Here is a 15,135-nt window from a genome sequence, read left to right as displayed (position 1 = left end):
ACCAAATCAATCAAGGCTGTCGTCTGTTGTTTTGTGGATTCCCATTTTGTTGCGAAGGCGGTTGGGTGATTTGGTCTCGCAACTCGATCAGGCGACGAATCGTCTCGTCGAATTCGGCACGATCCGCAACATCTTGCTTCAAAAACGCATTGATCGGTTCTCGCATACGAATCGCCAGATCGACCGCGGGATTGCTACCTTTGCGATACGCCCCCAGTGAAATGACGTCTTCGTTCTCTCGGTAAATGGAAGTCAACTCCCGGATGTTCATGGCCGCCTGATTGTGTTCTCTCGGTACGATATCGGGCATCAGACGGCTCAAGCTGTCGAGGATGTCGATCGCCGGAAAATGTCCTCGCGAGGCAAGTCGACGCGACAGCCAAATATGACCGTCAAGCAAGCTGCGGACGTTATCGGCCACCGGCTCATTCGGATCGTCACCCTCGACCAATACCGTGTAAAAGGCGGTAATGCTCCCCTGCGGACTGCGTCCAGCACGCTCAACCAGGCGAGGAAGCATGGCAAACACGCTGGGAGGATAGCCGCGCGTCGTCGGCGGTTCCCCGGCGGCCAGGCCGATCTCCCGCTGCGCCAAGGCGAAACGCGTTAGTGAATCGACCAGCAACAGCACGTCCTTGCCTTGATCGCGGAAATACTCTGCGACGGCGGTTGCCGTCATGGCTGCCTGCACCCGCTGCATGGCGGGCTCGTTACTGGTGGCCACGACGACGACGCTCTTTTTCATTCCCTCTTCGCCGAGATCGCGCTCGATGAAATCGTTGACTTCACGTCCTCGCTCACCGATCAGGCCGATGACGATCACGTCGGCGGCGGTGTATCGAGACATCATTCCCAGAAGCACACTCTTGCCGACACCGGCGGCGGCAAAAATTCCCAGCCTTTGGCCTTTACCGCAGGTTAACAAGGCGTCGATCGCCCGCACCCCCGTCGGCAACGGCTCGTCGATCCGCGGCCGATCACAAGGGGGTGGAGGATCGCGACGAAACAGCACGCGATCGGAGAGCACCGGCTGCGGTCTGCCGTCCACCGCGCGTCCGTGAGCGTCGATCACGCGTCCGAGAAGCCCCTCACCCACTCGCAACCACCGCAGTGTTCGCACGAGGCGCACGCGGTTTCCGTGTCGTACGCCGGAAAGGTCGTCGAACGGGTACAGCAGCGTGTGCTGTCCTCGAAAACCGATCACCTCCGCCAGTAAAGGCGGTCCCGATTGGCGATCGATCTGCGCCAGCGCACCCACCGGTGACGGAAAGCCCGCTGCCGCGACGGTCATACCGACCGTTTCGGCAACGCTGCCTTCGAGCTTGGTAGGCATGATCAACGGTATTTGTTCCGCCAGACGCATGGTTCTCGCCGTTTCTCAAAACTCGCCGGTCAATTCCTCGACGATGCGTTCGATTTGCTGTTCGATCTGGTGGTCGATCACGCCGAAATCCGTTTCCACTCGACATCCGCCCTTGGTAATTTGTTCGCATGGAACAATCTCGGCCTTGGCCACAGGAGCCAACTCGCGAACGATGCTTTCCACCTGATTTTTCAAGGTCTCGTAGTCGTCGGGATGCAGGCGAATGACCATGGCGGGCGACCCGACCGCCAACGCGATCGCCTCACGGATCACATCCAGCGCCAACTCGGGTTGGTGCGACAACTCGCGACGGATGATCCGGGCGGCGATGGCGCCGGCCAATTCGACGGTCTCTCGCTCCCATTGACGTAGGAATTCGTGCCGAGATTCTTCAATTCGCTTCACGACCTCTTTGAGGGCGGGCAACAAGGTGGCCAACTTGCTTTGCAGTTGTCGCTCGACGATCGCTTCCACCGATCGATGGCCCTCGGTACGGCCTTGCTGCTCGGCCTGTCGACGGATCGTTTGGGCCTCTTGCTTGGCGCGTTTAATGATCTCGTCGGCCTGTCGCCGCACACCGGCAAGGTACTCGTTCGCTTTCGCGGCCATGTCGTCGAAATTGAAAACGGCCCCGGAAACGGGGACGTTCTTATCTCCGGCCTTGATGATCGACGACATTCACCTACTCCTTATTCCGCAATGCGACGGCTCGTCTCATCCCACTTCCCGAACGAAGGTCGACTGTTGCGCCGAATCTTCGACGGGCAATTGCAATAAACGCCGTAGTTCGGGTGGAATGCGAATTTTGCGGCGAATCGCCAAGTTCTCCGCCATTTCGGCTAAACGACGTCGCGCCTCTTCCACATCGCTGAGCCGCACGGGGCCGATACTCTTGAGTTCTTCTTCGATATGCTCGGCGGTGACCTGCGGAAGCTGATCGAGGACCCGCCGTTGAAATCCCGCAGGCGCACCCCACAACGCAAGCGTCACCAGTTCCGGGGCTGCACGCTCGAAGACGACGCCTAAGCTCACGTCGTCGAATCGCACAAACTGATTGAAATCGAGCCGTTTCGGCGTCAGCTTTCCGGCGACATCGGGCGCGAACATGCCCAAGTTATCGAGTAGACGTTCTCCATCCCGTTCCTCGGCCGAGGCCACAATTCCCGCTACCGCAGATACACCGGCCACACGACGCCGCTGAAATCGCACGATATCCGACAATCGTTCGGCCAGCACGCGATCCAGCTCTTGCACGACGACGGGATCGGCCTCCTCCAAGTCGACCAAACACCGCACGATCTCGGCCTGATCGACCGGTGAGAATCTCGCCAGGATCGAGGCTGCGTGCGCGTGCGGCAAATGGGCCAATACCAAGGCAATCGTTTGGGGCCGTTCGTCGGCCAGAATCTTGACGACCTTTTCGGCGTCTACCGCCCGCAAAGCCTGAAACGGCTTGCCGTGTTCCGTCGAGGGAGCATTCGCTTTTCGCTCCATTGCCCGCTTCGGCACCGGGGTCGATTCGCCCGAAGCCTTTTCGCGCATCAACCGCAACGTCGCCCGCACGGGAGCCCCTGCTTGCAAGAACTCGCTAATGACGGCTTCACGTTCTGCTTCGTCGACCACATCCAGATGCATCCACGCGTCGCGCACTAACCGAGCCGTCCCCTCGTCGAGGCGTTCGAGCAACATGTCGGCCGTTCGACGATCCAGGGAATCGACCAAGACGACGACCTTGCGGATGGCTTCTTTGTCAACGACCGCGGGACTCACGGGATACTCCTTCGGCTACGAAACACGGCTTGACGGCGACTGTGCGTCGGGTGTCACACGGGCGTCCCGATCCAAGTCTTGAGGATTTCGGCCGCAGTGTCGGGGTCTTCCGACACGATGGCCGCCAGTTCGTCGCGCAACGACATGCTCGTTCCGCGCGACTTACGAAGTTTCAACAGTTCCGATTCGGGCTCTTCTTCCTCTTCTTCCTCTTCCGGCATAGGCGGCGCCTTGTCCATCTCGATGGTCGTCGTCGGGGCCGGGATGCCGCTGCGGATCGTCGACCGCAACACGACCAGGCTGACCAACGCCAGGCCCATCAACCCGATCGTCGTCCAATACCGGTACAAGAAGTCGGTCATCTGTTCGACGAAGCCGGGACCTTCAAGGGTAGCGACGGGAACATCGGCGAACTCGGTGACCGTGACCAACTGTGTGGGATCGTTGACTCCCGCCACCGGCGGCAGCACGGCGGCCACGTGAGAAGTGATCTTGGCAATCTCAGCAACTCGGATCTGGTCCAACTCCTGTTGCGTGGGGCCCTGATCGAGCGCTGCTTGATCGCCTGCCTTCGATTGCTCCCAAACTTTGCGGAAATAGCTGGCGGGAACGGCGACCGAGACGGTCACCTGCTTCGGCATCAGCCCCGCCGTTTCTTGCTGAACGACCGTTTGCCCGACGTTGTTTTGCTCGACCCGTTCGGTTTCTTCTTCCGTTTCCTGGGGCCCGGTCGACGACGACGTATTGAGCGTTCGAGGCGTGTTGCCTTGCGCGACAAACCCGACCCTGCCGCCCTGCGAGGGCGATTGTACTTGCCGGCTCTTGGTAGTCTCCGTCACCGAGGCGGCAACCGGTTTGGGATCATAAGTAACCTGCTCTTCCCGGTGATACTTCGTGGGATCGAGTTCGACGTTACAGCTCACCAAAGCCCCGGTAACGTAACCCAGGGCCTGACGCACCTTGGCGGCGAAATACTCTTCAGCCGATTGCTTCAAGGCAAGCGTATCTTCGGCCGCATGAGTCGGATCGTCCGGGCTGGCATAATAATTCGCGCCGGTTTCCATGTTCGTAACGACGACGTCCTCCGGCTTGATGCCGAAGCCCATCGCGACGAAATACCGAATCGCCCGCACGACTTTATCGGGAAGCTCTCGGCCCCCTTCAGGCTTGACGGCCACGCTGGCGGTGGTGACTTCTTCGTTGCGCAGCCCGCCTTTGTTGGTCGTGTTGAACATCACGACGGCGTTCTGTACTCCGCTCATTTCGGAGACGACGCGGGAAAACTCTTTTTGCTTGGCGACCTTGATCCGCTCAGCGAGGCGATACTTACTCTCCCAAGGACTCGCTTCTTTAAGCGTGTTGTCGAGGATGTCCAGATAGTTGCTCGGCAAAGCGTTCCCTTCGGCCAATGCAGCCATGTACTCGTCCTGCTTGCCGGCGGGCACACGTATACGTGTGCCTTCGAACGTGTAATCACTGAGCCCTTTCGCCGCAAACGCCGCTTCCATGGCGGGCAGATCAGACGGCGAAAAATGCTCGCCGTTCATCAAGTAGACGTCGGGGCCGCTTGCATGCTGCGTGAAAAGAAACCCCAGACTACTCACCAAGACAGCCAACAACACCCCGGTGGTGATTCGCGTCGCCGGGGTCATCGAGGCAAACAAATCGCGCAGTTGTTGAATTGCCTTGTTCAGGAAGTCCATCCGTGGACACCTTGTTTTCGTATCGCTTTATGCCGCGCCGGGCGTATTCATCGTGCACGGTTTTCCGCCGCATCGTGCGGCGTGAACATCAAATCCGCACGTTTTGGATCTCTTGATACGCCTGCACCAATTTGTTGCGGACCTGCATCATCAACTTGAAGGCAATGTCGGCCTTTTGGACGGCGGTGAGTACCTCGGCGGGCGTGACATCCTCTCCGGCCGCCATGCGTTCCACCGCCTGATCGGCCTGCTGCTGCATGTCGTTTACTTCACGTATCGACTTCAACAACAGGTTCTTGAATTCGCCGCCGTCGGCCTGCGACACACCGGACGCCGGTGTCGGCGACGGCAGATGAAGCGGAGCGGATGATCCGATCGTGTTCATCAGGCGAGAATCCTCAGCGTCTGTTGAGCCATGTCTTTGGCGATTTCGATCGACCCCAAGTTGGCCTCATAAGCGCGAGCCGCCTCCAGGGCATCGGTGAACTCGGTCATCATGTCGATGCCGGGATAGGCGACGTAGCCTTTCATCGGCCCGCTCTTGATGGCGTCGGGATGTCCCGGTTCGTACTTGTAGCGCGGTTCGACATCGTCGATGCCGACCTCGGCGACCCGAACGCCCGCCGCGCCGTGCGATCCTACCGACGGATCGGCTTCGAAGACGACGTACCGAGGCTGATAAGGAATCGGTTCTCCCTGTTCATTGTGCGTGGTCGAAATGTTGGCGATATTGCTGGAAATCGCCGTCATCCGCACACGCTGTGCCACCAACGCGCTGGTACTGACATCAAGTGCCGAAAACATTGCTTGCGTCCTCGAAGGAATCGCTTCTCACTCGCGATTGCGCTGCCATTGGGGAGCGTAATCTCTTACACTCTTTCGCTGATTGCCGTCAAGAGTAACCGAAACTGGCTGGTCATGATCGCCAATGCGGTATTGTGCTCGAGTTGGTTCTTGACCATTTCCGTGACTTCGTACTCGATCCCTACCTTTGCCCCGTCGTGCCGCAAGATCGTCTTAGGATTCTCATGCTCGTCGGCCGATAGGGAAGGCGTGGAACGCCCGATCGAGGAATTGCTTCCGTACCGCGAGACCGGCCGATGCCTGGCTTCGATCATCTCCTTCAAGTGGGCTTGAAACGATGCCTTATCGAGGTCTCGCGCCTTGTAACCGGGGGTGTCCATGTTGGCGATGTTTCCGGCCAACACGGTGTGTCGCGCCTGATTGAATCGCACTACCTCTTCCAAGATCGGAACCGTGGTTCCCGAGAAGAGTCCGTCCAACATGGTTTTCACCTCCTCGGCGGAAACAAATGCTCACGACTTCTTTTGAGGCATTTTTTCCACCTCGCACAAGATGTTGCAATTCGCGTGCCGTTCGTCCCCACGGACGCGTTCGCTATGCGGCTCCCGCTTCCCATTCCCGGGTGAAATGCCGCTTTTCGGCGCACGGCGCGAGCCGCCTTCGACCCCGTCGAAGTTTCGAGGCACGACGACCGGCAATTTCTGCCGGTCGCATTCGGCAAGTTTTGCCGCAGTTCGAAAGGCTGCTAGCCGACTTTGGCAGGACGTTTTGCGCGCGGCGCGTATCCGTATTGTCGCAGTTTGCTCGATAGCGTTCTCACACCGATTCCCAGGGCCTTGGCCGTTTTCTCCCGGTGACCGTCGAACTTGGCGAGTGTCGCTTCGATCAATTTTCGCTCCATTTCTTCCAAGCTCATTCCGGCTACGACGATCGGTTGGTCGCTTGCGGGAGTCTGCGCGTCGTGTCCCGGCCGCAACCAACGCTTCAACTGATCGGCGCCGATCGATTCAGCGACAGCCATCACGGCCGCACGCGTCACAATGTTTTCCAGTTCACGCACGTTGCCCGGCCAATCATACTCCATCAGCAACTCAAGGGCACCGTCATCCAACTCGACCCGTTTTCCCAATCGAGCGGCCGAGCGATCCAGGAAATGGTCGACCAGCAGTGGTATGTCTTCTTTTCGTTCCCTCAACGGCGGCACGACCAGCGGCAAGACGGCCAATCGGTAATATAGGTCTTGCCGAAAACGGCCCGCCTCGACTTCCTCTTCGAGGTTACGGTTCGTCGTCGCCAACACGCGCACGTCGACGTGTTTCGTTTCGCTGGAACCGACCCGCTCGAACGATTTTTCTTGGAGCACCCGCAACAACTTCGCCTGGAGCGGCAAATCGATCTCGGTAATCTCATCGAGCAGGATGGAACCGCCGTCGGCCAGCTCGAACCGACCGACTCGCGATGTTTCCGCCCCGGTGAAAGCCCCTTTTTCGTGGCCGAACAGCTCGCTTTCCATCAAGTGTGCCGACAACACGGGACAATTCAGACTCACGAAAGGACCGTCTGCCCGCCCGCTCAACGCATGGATCGTGCGGGCAACCAATTCCTTTCCCGTCCCGCTTTCGCCGCAAATGAGGACCGTCTCGGGAGTCGGCGCGATACGCGCCATACGGTCGCGAAGAACCCTCATCGGTTCGCTTTCGCCGATCATCACGGGCGGTCGGGCGGGGTCGTCCGCATTCTCCGCCCGTTCCCCTGCGATAAAGCGTGCCCGTCGAACTGCATCGGCCACCAGCCGTTCGAGCGAATCGGCATCAAACGGTTTCTCGATGTAGTCGAAAGCGCCGTAGCGCATGGCTTCGACAGCGGTCGCTACCGAGGCATACGCGGTCGCCATGATGATTTGCGTTCGCAGACGTCGAGGCTGAAGTCGCTTCACGAGTTCGACACCCGACATCCCCGGCATTCGCAGGTCGGTGATGATGCAATCGTATTCTCGATGATCGACACATTTCAGGGCTTCCGCCCCGCTGGAACATTGCTCCACTTCGTAACCGGCACGTTGCAAGATATCCGCCACCGACACGCGGGCGGGTTCGTTGTCGTCGACAACCAATACTCTCGCCTGCACCGCATTCGTTCGCTCTTCGCTACACTCGCGATTGCGAATCATTGTCGATCCTCCCTGTTCGATTTCGGCAGGCAAAGCGAAAAGCAAGCCCCACCTTCGTCGCGATTCGCTGCCAACACGCGGCCTTTGTGGACTTCGGCAACGCGTTCGACGATGGCCAAGCCCAGGCCGGTACCGCCCTTCTTATCGGTGAAGAACGGCTCGAAGGCTCGACGCACGGCTTCTTTGGAAAGTCCCGTCCCGGTATCGAGCACCTGGATGACGACGAAGTCGTCATGCTCTTCCGCCCGCAAGGTCAACACACCGCCTTGCGGCATCGCATCCACCGCATTGAGAATGAGATTCAACACGGCCCGCCTGAGCATGTCGCGATCGGCAGGTACCCCTAACATCGGATCCGCTTCGACGAGAACGCTGATCTGCTGCGCAATCAATTGAGGCATCATGCCCGTCGCCAAGTCTTCCAGCAAGTCGCGCAGGCGGACGCGTTGCCGTTTCGGCTCGCGATCGGCGGCAAACTGGAGCAAATCGCCCACTGTTCGTTCGACCGACGTAAACGCTTGCTTCATCTTCGAAATCAATTCCGCCTGATCCGGATTGCCGCGAGCGGTTCGCTCCAGCAAGCTCACGTACAACGAAACGGGCACAAGTGTATTGCGGATCTCGTGCGCCACGTGGGCTGCCATGCGTCCCAGATCCGCCAACCGGTTCTTGCGGGCAAGTTCGCGGTTTTTCTTTTCCAACTCATCGGTGAGTCGAATGACCTCCAACCGTAACGCCTCGTGTGTCTGCTCGAGTCGAAGCGTGGCGGCATGCCACGCAGCCAAAACGGCATCCAACCCCGCCGAAGCATCCAGTGCCATTGCCTCGTCATCGGCGGACGATGCGCCTTCCCTCGGGCGTCCTGCACCCGCTCCGGGCACGACGATCGGTACGTGACTCGACGTATCCGCCGTGTAGTCGGTACTCATTCTCGCTATCGACTCCTCCATAAGTCGGTTGCCGGTCCATATGGACTATTCACACGACGCATCGAACCGACTGACGATGGTCGGCTCTTCTTCTTGGGCGCGATAGGCGCCTTGTGCCGCCTGGACATTGCGGACATTTTCCAACGTTGCGGCAATCTCGTCGCGCCGCCGGGCCAATATCTGCTCGCCGACGCGTTCCCTCTCGATGATTCGCGCGAGTAACTCTTTGCATTCCTCCAACCGAGCGGCCGTCTTGCGCCGAAGCTCGGCATCGGGCCACAAGCGGTCGGCGGGATCCTGTCGTTGAAAGGGCTTGAGGGCCTGTTCGATCTGCTGGATACGCACCAGAAATTGCTGCTTGAACGCCAACAAATCGAGCAATCCGGCGATGTTGCCTTCTTCGATCAAGAGCATTTGGCGCGCACCGATTTCATCGAGCCTGCACAGGCACTCGTGCTTCTTGGCGATCAATTCGGCCAGAAGCAATGTTTCGTCCGTCTTCGATACGTTTTCTTCTCGAGGCACCGGTCGTTTCACGTCGTGCATGTTGCGTTCAAGCGATGCTTGCTGCCGACTCCAACCTTGAGCCGCTGCAATCTCACAAGGCACTCAACCAATCGAGTCGTTCCGCCCATTGCTGGGCGTCATAGTTGGTGGTTTGCGTATAGGCAATCTTGGGGTTGAGCCGCCGCAAAAGGATCTTGGCTTGTTCCACGGCGACGTGGGCCTGGTCGGGCCGATTCATAGCACGATAGTTTCGCGCGAGTTGTACGTACGCTTCCAAAATAGCGGGATCGTCCTGAAAGCGGTTGGTGACGGCTGTGTACTCTTTGACGGCCTCGGAATATCGCCCCAGCCGATAGAGAACCTCACCGGAAGCGAAAAACAGATTCCGCATTGTGCGCCGATCGAGTTCCGAAAGGTTGCCGCTCTCTTGCCTTTCGGCCAGCGTCTCCTGCGCCCGGCGGTAGTAATTCAACGCCGATGTCAAGTGCTCACCGATCTTTCGACTTCGGGCCAGTCTGATATTCTGGACCAGCTCCTTTTCGATCGCCGATCCGATTTCGTCGGCGATGCGGCGATGGGATTCCCCCAACAGATACAACGCTTCGGTAACCGCGGGAGCGTCGGGATAGCGGAACACGGCCTCTTCGAGTTTCTCGATGGCTTCCGGATACGCACCCTTCAGAAAAAGGAATTTTCCCAAGGCAAACAAGCTGTCCCGCCATTCGATACTCGACGGAGCCAACATGCCGCTCAGGTTTTCGCGCAGCAATTTTTCGGCGCGCTCGAAATCGTCCTTTTCCTGATAGGCGTGCGCAGCCAGCAGACGAGCCTCGTACGATGCGGCGTCGCGCCGATGAAATTCGATGCATTCCTCCAGTACGGTGATGGCCTCGTCGTACTTACCCAAGGCCATCAGACATTTTCCAAGTTGCAGTAACGCCAACGAATTTCGGCGTTTCGTTTCGTTCAGCAAGTACTCGCGCAGCGCACGCGCGGCGCGACTGTAACACTTCCCGGACAGGTAGCACTCGGCGGCATTCCACAAGTCGTCCGCGTAAAACCGAGTGGTCACACGAATGATCGCCAGGCGGGCATAATCGTCGCCCGCGAGCCGGTGCTGCCGACGCGCTTGCTTCAGAAGACCTTCCACTTGATCTTTGTGTGCCGTCTGCGCCTGCTCGAACAACAGGTCACCCCATTCGCGGTGAGCAGTCGCCTCCATTTCATAGACTTGCGACAGCGGCAAGGCAGGGCGCACAACGTCGGTCAAAGCCAAGCAGCGGTCGTATTTTTTCGCAGCACGGTACGCATCATATGCATCGCGAACGGCACTACGAACCTCATCGAGCGTCACCCAGGGGCAGGAGAACTCATCTTCCGGAGGCATCGTCGCCATCACGTGCGCAAATTCGGTAAGCGACTCGTCGTCGCGTCCCAACCGACGCGCCAAATCGGCCGCCCGAAATTCCGCCGCCCACGCTGCTTGAGACTGCGGATACCGCCGCCACGTGCGTTGGAATTGCGCGATCGCTTCCTCGTATTGCTGCGCCGATTTATAACATTCGCCCGCCAGGTACATCGCTTCCGGGGCCACATCCTCACCAAGTCGGTCCCGTTGTTGGGCCTCCTGGAACAACGCGATCGCCTCATTCAACAAAGCGTTTTGCTTGTCGACGACCTCTTGCTCGGTTTCTCCTTCGGAATCTTCGCCGGCGGCCATCATCGCCTCGGCCTGCAACATCTTCAGTCGCCCCTTGAGCAACAAAGCCGCTGGCTTTTCCAACTGACTAGGCGGCAGCTTGCCGAGCAATCGCCGGACCTCGTCGGCGTTTTTCAGTTCGAGCTGGATGCGAATTCGCTGTAGAATACCCGCCGATCTCGCGCTCGCGGCCAATCCCTCGATCGCCAAAAACTGATCGTTGTACGCCAGCGCCGCGTCCAAGTCGCGTACGGTATCTTTCAGATGCGCTTCGGCCATCAACCACAGAATGCGAGGCTTGCGTTCTTCGTCGATTTGAAGCGCCTGCTTCAGTGCCAAACGCGCCGCCGCGAAGCGTCCGGCAAAATGCAGGCTTCGCCCGAGATAGAACCAGCCGTCGGCCTCGCGACCTTTGGGAAAACCGTCCTTGCGAGCCTCATCGAAGAACTGTGCGGCAGCCAGGTAATGCTTGCGTCGCTCGGCCCCGACGGAGCGATCCCCTTCCGCCGATTCCACCATTCCCGATACGAAAGCGGCGACACCGTCGTCGGCAATATCGGCTGCCGGGTGATTCCGCACGACCTCGGCAAGCTCAGCCGCTTTGGCATAATCGCCTTCATCCAGCGCCGCCAACGCTTCGGCACTCGGCGGATGATCCGGAGCCTTCTCCCCGCCGGCCAACAACCACACCCCCACTCCCAGCACAGCCAGCACGCCGACGGCCGCCGGAATTGTCACCAGCGGCTTGCCCAAGATCAGCGCGCGCAGCTTGCCCACGATCCCTTTCGGAGGTTGCTGCGATTCGTCGCTTTCTGCGGGTTTCTTTTCGGCCATGGGTACAAGCGACTCTCTACGACGGCAGCGCAGGCGCAGACTGCCGTTCCTACTGAAAAACGGACGGGAGTATGTACCGAAACGGGCCCCCGGCTGTCAATGCCGGTTCGGCTCGGCATGCCCACCGTTTGCCGCAACCCGTTGCACTACGGCAGGTTACATCGCTCGTCTTAACGGCCGACCCTGGAATTACCCCGATCCTTCAGTCGGAGACAAAGCAAAGAACGCAGGCAAGAAACACAAAAGGCGACGGCCGGGAAAGCATGTCGCTCCCACCGTCGCCTTTCGATTTCGTTCAACGCGAATCAGCGAAGGACGATCTCAGACTTTGTCCGCCGTCGGGCAGACGAAGCCTTCGCGGTATTCGCGAGTGATCATCGCCGTCGCCTCGGGCGATTCAGGGAAGATTTCCTTTTCGGGATCGAACTTGAGAAGCGGTCCCATCGAGATGGGATACTTGTCCAGGTCGACGCCGTTGTCGGTCAAGTGGCGCAACGTGCGTTCCAAGGTCGCTTCGTTGTCGTCGAGACTCTTGACATCGGCCAAGATACGTTTCGCCTCTGCGGGCGAGACTTTGTTTTGCTCGCCCAGATAGTACGAAATGTTGCCCAGATGACTCAGCGCCGCCGAAAGGTGTCCTTCGCGCACCTCGGCGTTGAGATCCTTGGGGTTGCGACTGATGACCGCGTCGAGGAAGTTGGCAAAGTGGTTTCCACCACCGCCGAATTCCTTGACGACGTTCATTTGCTTGTCGTACACGATGCAGTGCGTGTAGCTGACCTGCGCCAAGTAGCCGTCGGTACCGTAGAAAACGACGCCGATCTTGTTTCCCTTGGTGCTTTGGAACAACTTGTTCAGCTCGGTATCGGCGGAATTGTCGACGGAAAGTCCGCGCGTCTCGAAGACAATGCACTTGTCGCCGTAATCGTAGATCGAAACTTCGGTGTTTGCGGTATCACCGGCGTCGACGTAATTCGGATCGTTCCGCTCAGCCTGGTATCCCAGGCGGCCGCCGTAGGAAATTACGCTGATTGGATGCGTGTCGATTCCCAGGCCCCAACGCGCGATATCGGTTTGGTGCGGTCCTTGGTTGCCGAGGTCGCCGTTGCCGTACAGTCGTTGCCAGTGCCAATCGTAGTGGAACTGCGGGCGGGTGACGCGCGGCGTCGTGAACGGAGCCGGCCCACTCCACAGGTTGAAATCGACGCCTTCAGGAATCGGGTAATCCCCCAACGGACCGATCGATTTCCGACGTTTGTAGCACAGGCCGCGGGCAAACTTGACTTCACCGATCCCGCCTTCGTGGAGGAACTTCATCGCCTCGATAATGGCCGGGTTTGAGCGGCATTGCGTGCCGACCTGGCAAATCCGCTTGTACTTTCGGGCGGCAGCTACCAGCGCGGCCCCCTCCGCGATCTCGTGACAAACCGGTTTTTCGATGTAAGCGTCCTTTCCGGCTTGCATCGCCCACACGCCGCACAAGGCGTGCCAGTGATTCGGCGTCGCCGTGCTCACCGCGTCGACAGCCGGATCATCGAACGCTTCGCGCATGTCTTTCACGAATTTGGGCGCGAAGCCCTGGCGCTTCGCGACTTCGGCGGCACGTTTTTCGCCGACGGTCTCGTCGGCATCGACAATGTAAAGGATCTCGGATCGGGGATCTTCGAGAAAACCTTGGATGTGCGAGTTTCCGCGACTCCGCACACCGATGATCGCCATGCCGATTTTCCCGTTGGGAGTTTTCGCCTTGGCGATATAGGGAACGCCGATAACCGCGGCCGCGCCGAGTGCCGAAGCGCCCAAGAATCGACGACGTGAGAAACGCGACATAGATCTTTCTCCTTACAAGAACCGAAAAACGCCGAAGGAAGTGATCGGAAGATCGGAAGAACGGTGTGGCCCCGCAATTCCGTCGGCCTGAACATGCCTGCCCGGCGAACGGACATGGGGCACGATTCCCTGCCGTTTACATACGGAAACTTCCGAGCGGCGCACCGTTTCCCGCTCGCAAATGCGAACTCATAATAATAGATATTGTGATAAGTCGGCCTATTCGATGCCAGCAGCCTGCCGGAAAACGAATGATTTTGTCTTTCATCGCGCCCGCCCCAGCAGGCAAAAGCCGAAATATCGCATACAGAATACGGCTGCTCAACAAAAGAATCACTGTCGACATTCATTTTTTCCATCACACTCCCGCGATCGATCCATGAGCCGTTTCACTGCATGTTCCGACCCCGGTCACGCGTCGCCGCGAGCCCATCGCACAGCATTCTTCGCCTTGTGCCTGGGAATTGCCGCATTCTCGTTTTTCGTCGAAAACGCCGTCTCGGCCGAATTGTCGGCTAGCGATCAACGCCTCGTACGATCCCTTGTCTCGAAGTATCGTTCCAGCCGCACCACCGAAGCAGCCAAGGACGAGATCGTCTCGCAAGCGATCGAATTGGGAAGCGACGCCGTCGACATCCTGTTGCCGGTCATCGAACGCGAACTCAACCCTCGCTTACAGCGGTACCGCGATCAGTTTTTGCGACAGGCCCGCAACGTCGCCGCGCGACGCACGTCGTCCGTCAATCCGGCCGAAGTCGCCTCGATCCGCCAGGCCGTACTGGCCTTGAAAGAGCACCCCAACCTGACAAAAGAGATGATCCAGCAAGTCGGCGACCCCGGTTTGGCACGACTACGCGAACTTTTGCTCGTACCGCGAGAAGAGATCCTCGATTCTTCGGAATCTCTGCAACAAGCCCGCAACGAACTGTTGACGCTGGGGCAACGGTGGACACTTTGCGTACGCGTCCAATACGAGGCGCTGCCGCCCGACAACCGTCCGGATCATCCGCCGAGTTTCGAAGAATACCTGGAAGGCGAAGAAGAACTCGTCGCCGGGCTCGCCTCGCCGATGCCGGACGCCGCCCGAGCCGTACTCATGCAAAATGCGAGGCTGGAAACCCGCCTGGATCGTGAAGAAGCCCGCACGATCGAAGCATTGAACATCACCCGCATTCTCTTGGGGTTGAATCCGTGCGTGATCGATCTTCGGCTGTGCGCTGCTGCGCGGGACCATTCCAACGACATGAAGACGTTGAAGTTTTTCGACCACAACTCACCGGTTCCCGGGAAGAAACTCCCCTGGGATCGCGCCAAACGGTTCGGCACGACCGCCTCGGCCGAAAACATCGCCATGGGATTTCATGACGGTGCCGCAGCCAATATGGGATGGTTCCACAGCCCAGGCCACCACAAGAACATGTTGGGCAAGCACAAACGGGTCGGCGTGGGGCGTGTCGGTTCGTATTACACCGAGATGTTCGGCAACTAAGATGTTCCGTCGGCCGAAATCGCCGTTGTTTTGGGGG

At 58.9% G+C, this 15,135-nt stretch carries 13 protein-coding genes; 1 reads left to right on the top strand and 12 read right to left on the bottom strand.

Annotated features, from left to right (window positions below; genetic code table 11):
- Positions 1–10 precede the first annotated feature (10 nt).
- The 12 genes from ACYQ2I_RS07115 to ACYQ2I_RS07060 all read right to left on the bottom strand — a co-directional run bounded on the left by ACYQ2I_RS07115 (position 11) and on the right by ACYQ2I_RS07060 (position 13,609).
- Complete coding sequence (locus tag ACYQ2I_RS07115; RefSeq protein WP_460166314.1) at positions 11–1,363, bottom strand: FliI/YscN family ATPase; 1,353 nt, start codon at positions 1,361–1,363, stop codon at positions 11–13.
- 15 nt (positions 1,364–1,378) lie between these two features.
- Complete coding sequence (locus ACYQ2I_RS07110) at positions 1,379–2,041, bottom strand: FliH/SctL family protein (RefSeq protein WP_460166313.1); 663 nt, start codon at positions 2,039–2,041, stop codon at positions 1,379–1,381.
- A gap of 36 nt (positions 2,042–2,077) precedes the next feature.
- On the bottom strand, positions 2,078–3,133 hold the full coding sequence (locus tag ACYQ2I_RS07105; RefSeq protein WP_460166312.1) for a FliG C-terminal domain-containing protein: 1,056 nt from the start codon (positions 3,131–3,133) through the stop codon (positions 2,078–2,080).
- A gap of 53 nt (positions 3,134–3,186) precedes the next feature.
- Entirely contained in the window at positions 3,187–4,836 is a 1,650-nt protein-coding gene (locus ACYQ2I_RS07100; protein WP_460166311.1) for a flagellar M-ring protein FliF C-terminal domain-containing protein, read from the bottom strand.
- 88 nt (positions 4,837–4,924) lie between these two features.
- Complete coding sequence (fliE, locus tag ACYQ2I_RS07095; RefSeq protein WP_460166310.1) at positions 4,925–5,221, bottom strand: flagellar hook-basal body complex protein FliE; 297 nt, start codon at positions 5,219–5,221, stop codon at positions 4,925–4,927.
- A complete protein-coding gene (flgC, locus tag ACYQ2I_RS07090) occupies positions 5,221–5,640 on the bottom strand; it encodes a flagellar basal body rod protein FlgC (protein ID WP_460166309.1) in 420 nt (139 codons plus the stop codon). Before flgC ends, fliE begins: the two co-directional genes overlap by 1 nt.
- Before the next feature lie 65 nt (positions 5,641–5,705).
- Positions 5,706–6,122: a flagellar basal body rod protein FlgB gene (flgB, locus tag ACYQ2I_RS07085; protein ID WP_460166308.1), complete on the bottom strand. Its 417-nt coding sequence runs from the start codon at positions 6,120–6,122 to the stop codon at positions 5,706–5,708.
- A gap of 263 nt (positions 6,123–6,385) precedes the next feature.
- The gene (locus ACYQ2I_RS07080) at positions 6,386–7,810 is read right to left on the bottom strand and encodes a sigma-54-dependent transcriptional regulator (RefSeq protein ID WP_460166307.1); all 1,425 of its coding nucleotides are present in this window, start codon (positions 7,808–7,810) and stop codon (positions 6,386–6,388) included.
- Complete coding sequence (locus ACYQ2I_RS07075) at positions 7,807–8,739, bottom strand: sensor histidine kinase (RefSeq protein ID WP_460166306.1); 933 nt, start codon at positions 8,737–8,739, stop codon at positions 7,807–7,809. The genes ACYQ2I_RS07080 and ACYQ2I_RS07075 overlap by 4 nt, the downstream gene beginning before the upstream one ends.
- Before the next feature lie 45 nt (positions 8,740–8,784).
- A complete protein-coding gene (locus ACYQ2I_RS07070; protein WP_460166305.1) occupies positions 8,785–9,348 on the bottom strand; it encodes a hypothetical protein in 564 nt (187 codons plus the stop codon).
- Positions 9,338–11,779 carry a tetratricopeptide repeat protein gene (locus ACYQ2I_RS07065; RefSeq protein WP_460166304.1) on the bottom strand — a complete coding sequence of 814 codons (2,442 nt, stop codon included), beginning with the start codon at positions 11,777–11,779 and terminating at the stop codon, positions 9,338–9,340. Before ACYQ2I_RS07065 ends, ACYQ2I_RS07070 begins: the two co-directional genes overlap by 11 nt.
- A 321-nt stretch (positions 11,780–12,100) precedes the next feature.
- Positions 12,101–13,609: a Gfo/Idh/MocA family protein gene (locus ACYQ2I_RS07060; protein WP_460166303.1), complete on the bottom strand. Its 1,509-nt coding sequence runs from the start codon at positions 13,607–13,609 to the stop codon at positions 12,101–12,103.
- A gap of 379 nt (positions 13,610–13,988) precedes the next feature.
- Here ACYQ2I_RS07060 and ACYQ2I_RS07055 point away from each other — a divergent pair, with 379 nt between their 5' ends.
- Positions 13,989–15,098 carry a CAP domain-containing protein gene (locus ACYQ2I_RS07055; RefSeq protein ID WP_460166302.1) on the top strand — a complete coding sequence of 370 codons (1,110 nt, stop codon included), beginning with the start codon at positions 13,989–13,991 and terminating at the stop codon, positions 15,096–15,098.
- Positions 15,099–15,135 lie beyond the last annotated feature (37 nt).

Source organism: Thermostilla marina (assembly GCF_054657455.1).
The sequence above is the reverse complement of the archived record's forward strand: the minus strand, read 5'-3'. Positions and strand labels throughout refer to the sequence as shown.

Bases quoted from the DNA above. Each gene is read 5' to 3' on its own strand.
- ACYQ2I_RS07060 (WP_460166303.1), bottom strand. From the start codon at position 13,609: ATGTCGCGTTTCTCACGTCGTCGATTCTTGGGCGCTTCGGCACTCGGC.
- ACYQ2I_RS07055 (WP_460166302.1), top strand. From the start codon at position 13,989: ATGAGCCGTTTCACTGCATGTTCCGACCCCGGTCACGCGTCGCCGCGA.
- ACYQ2I_RS07065 (WP_460166304.1), bottom strand. From the start codon at position 11,779: ATGGCCGAAAAGAAACCCGCAGAAAGCGACGAATCGCAGCAACCTCCG.
- ACYQ2I_RS07080 (WP_460166307.1), bottom strand. From the start codon at position 7,810: ATGATTCGCAATCGCGAGTGTAGCGAAGAGCGAACGAATGCGGTGCAG.
- flgB (WP_460166308.1), bottom strand. From the start codon at position 6,122: ATGTTGGACGGACTCTTCTCGGGAACCACGGTTCCGATCTTGGAAGAG.
- ACYQ2I_RS07110 (WP_460166313.1), bottom strand. From the start codon at position 2,041: ATGTCGTCGATCATCAAGGCCGGAGATAAGAACGTCCCCGTTTCCGGG.
- ACYQ2I_RS07075 (WP_460166306.1), bottom strand. From the start codon at position 8,739: ATGAGTACCGACTACACGGCGGATACGTCGAGTCACGTACCGATCGTC.
- fliE (WP_460166310.1), bottom strand. From the start codon at position 5,221: ATGAACACGATCGGATCATCCGCTCCGCTTCATCTGCCGTCGCCGACA.
- ACYQ2I_RS07100 (WP_460166311.1), bottom strand. From the start codon at position 4,836: ATGGACTTCCTGAACAAGGCAATTCAACAACTGCGCGATTTGTTTGCC.
- flgC (WP_460166309.1), bottom strand. From the start codon at position 5,640: ATGTTTTCGGCACTTGATGTCAGTACCAGCGCGTTGGTGGCACAGCGT.
- ACYQ2I_RS07115 (WP_460166314.1), bottom strand. From the start codon at position 1,363: ATGCGTCTGGCGGAACAAATACCGTTGATCATGCCTACCAAGCTCGAA.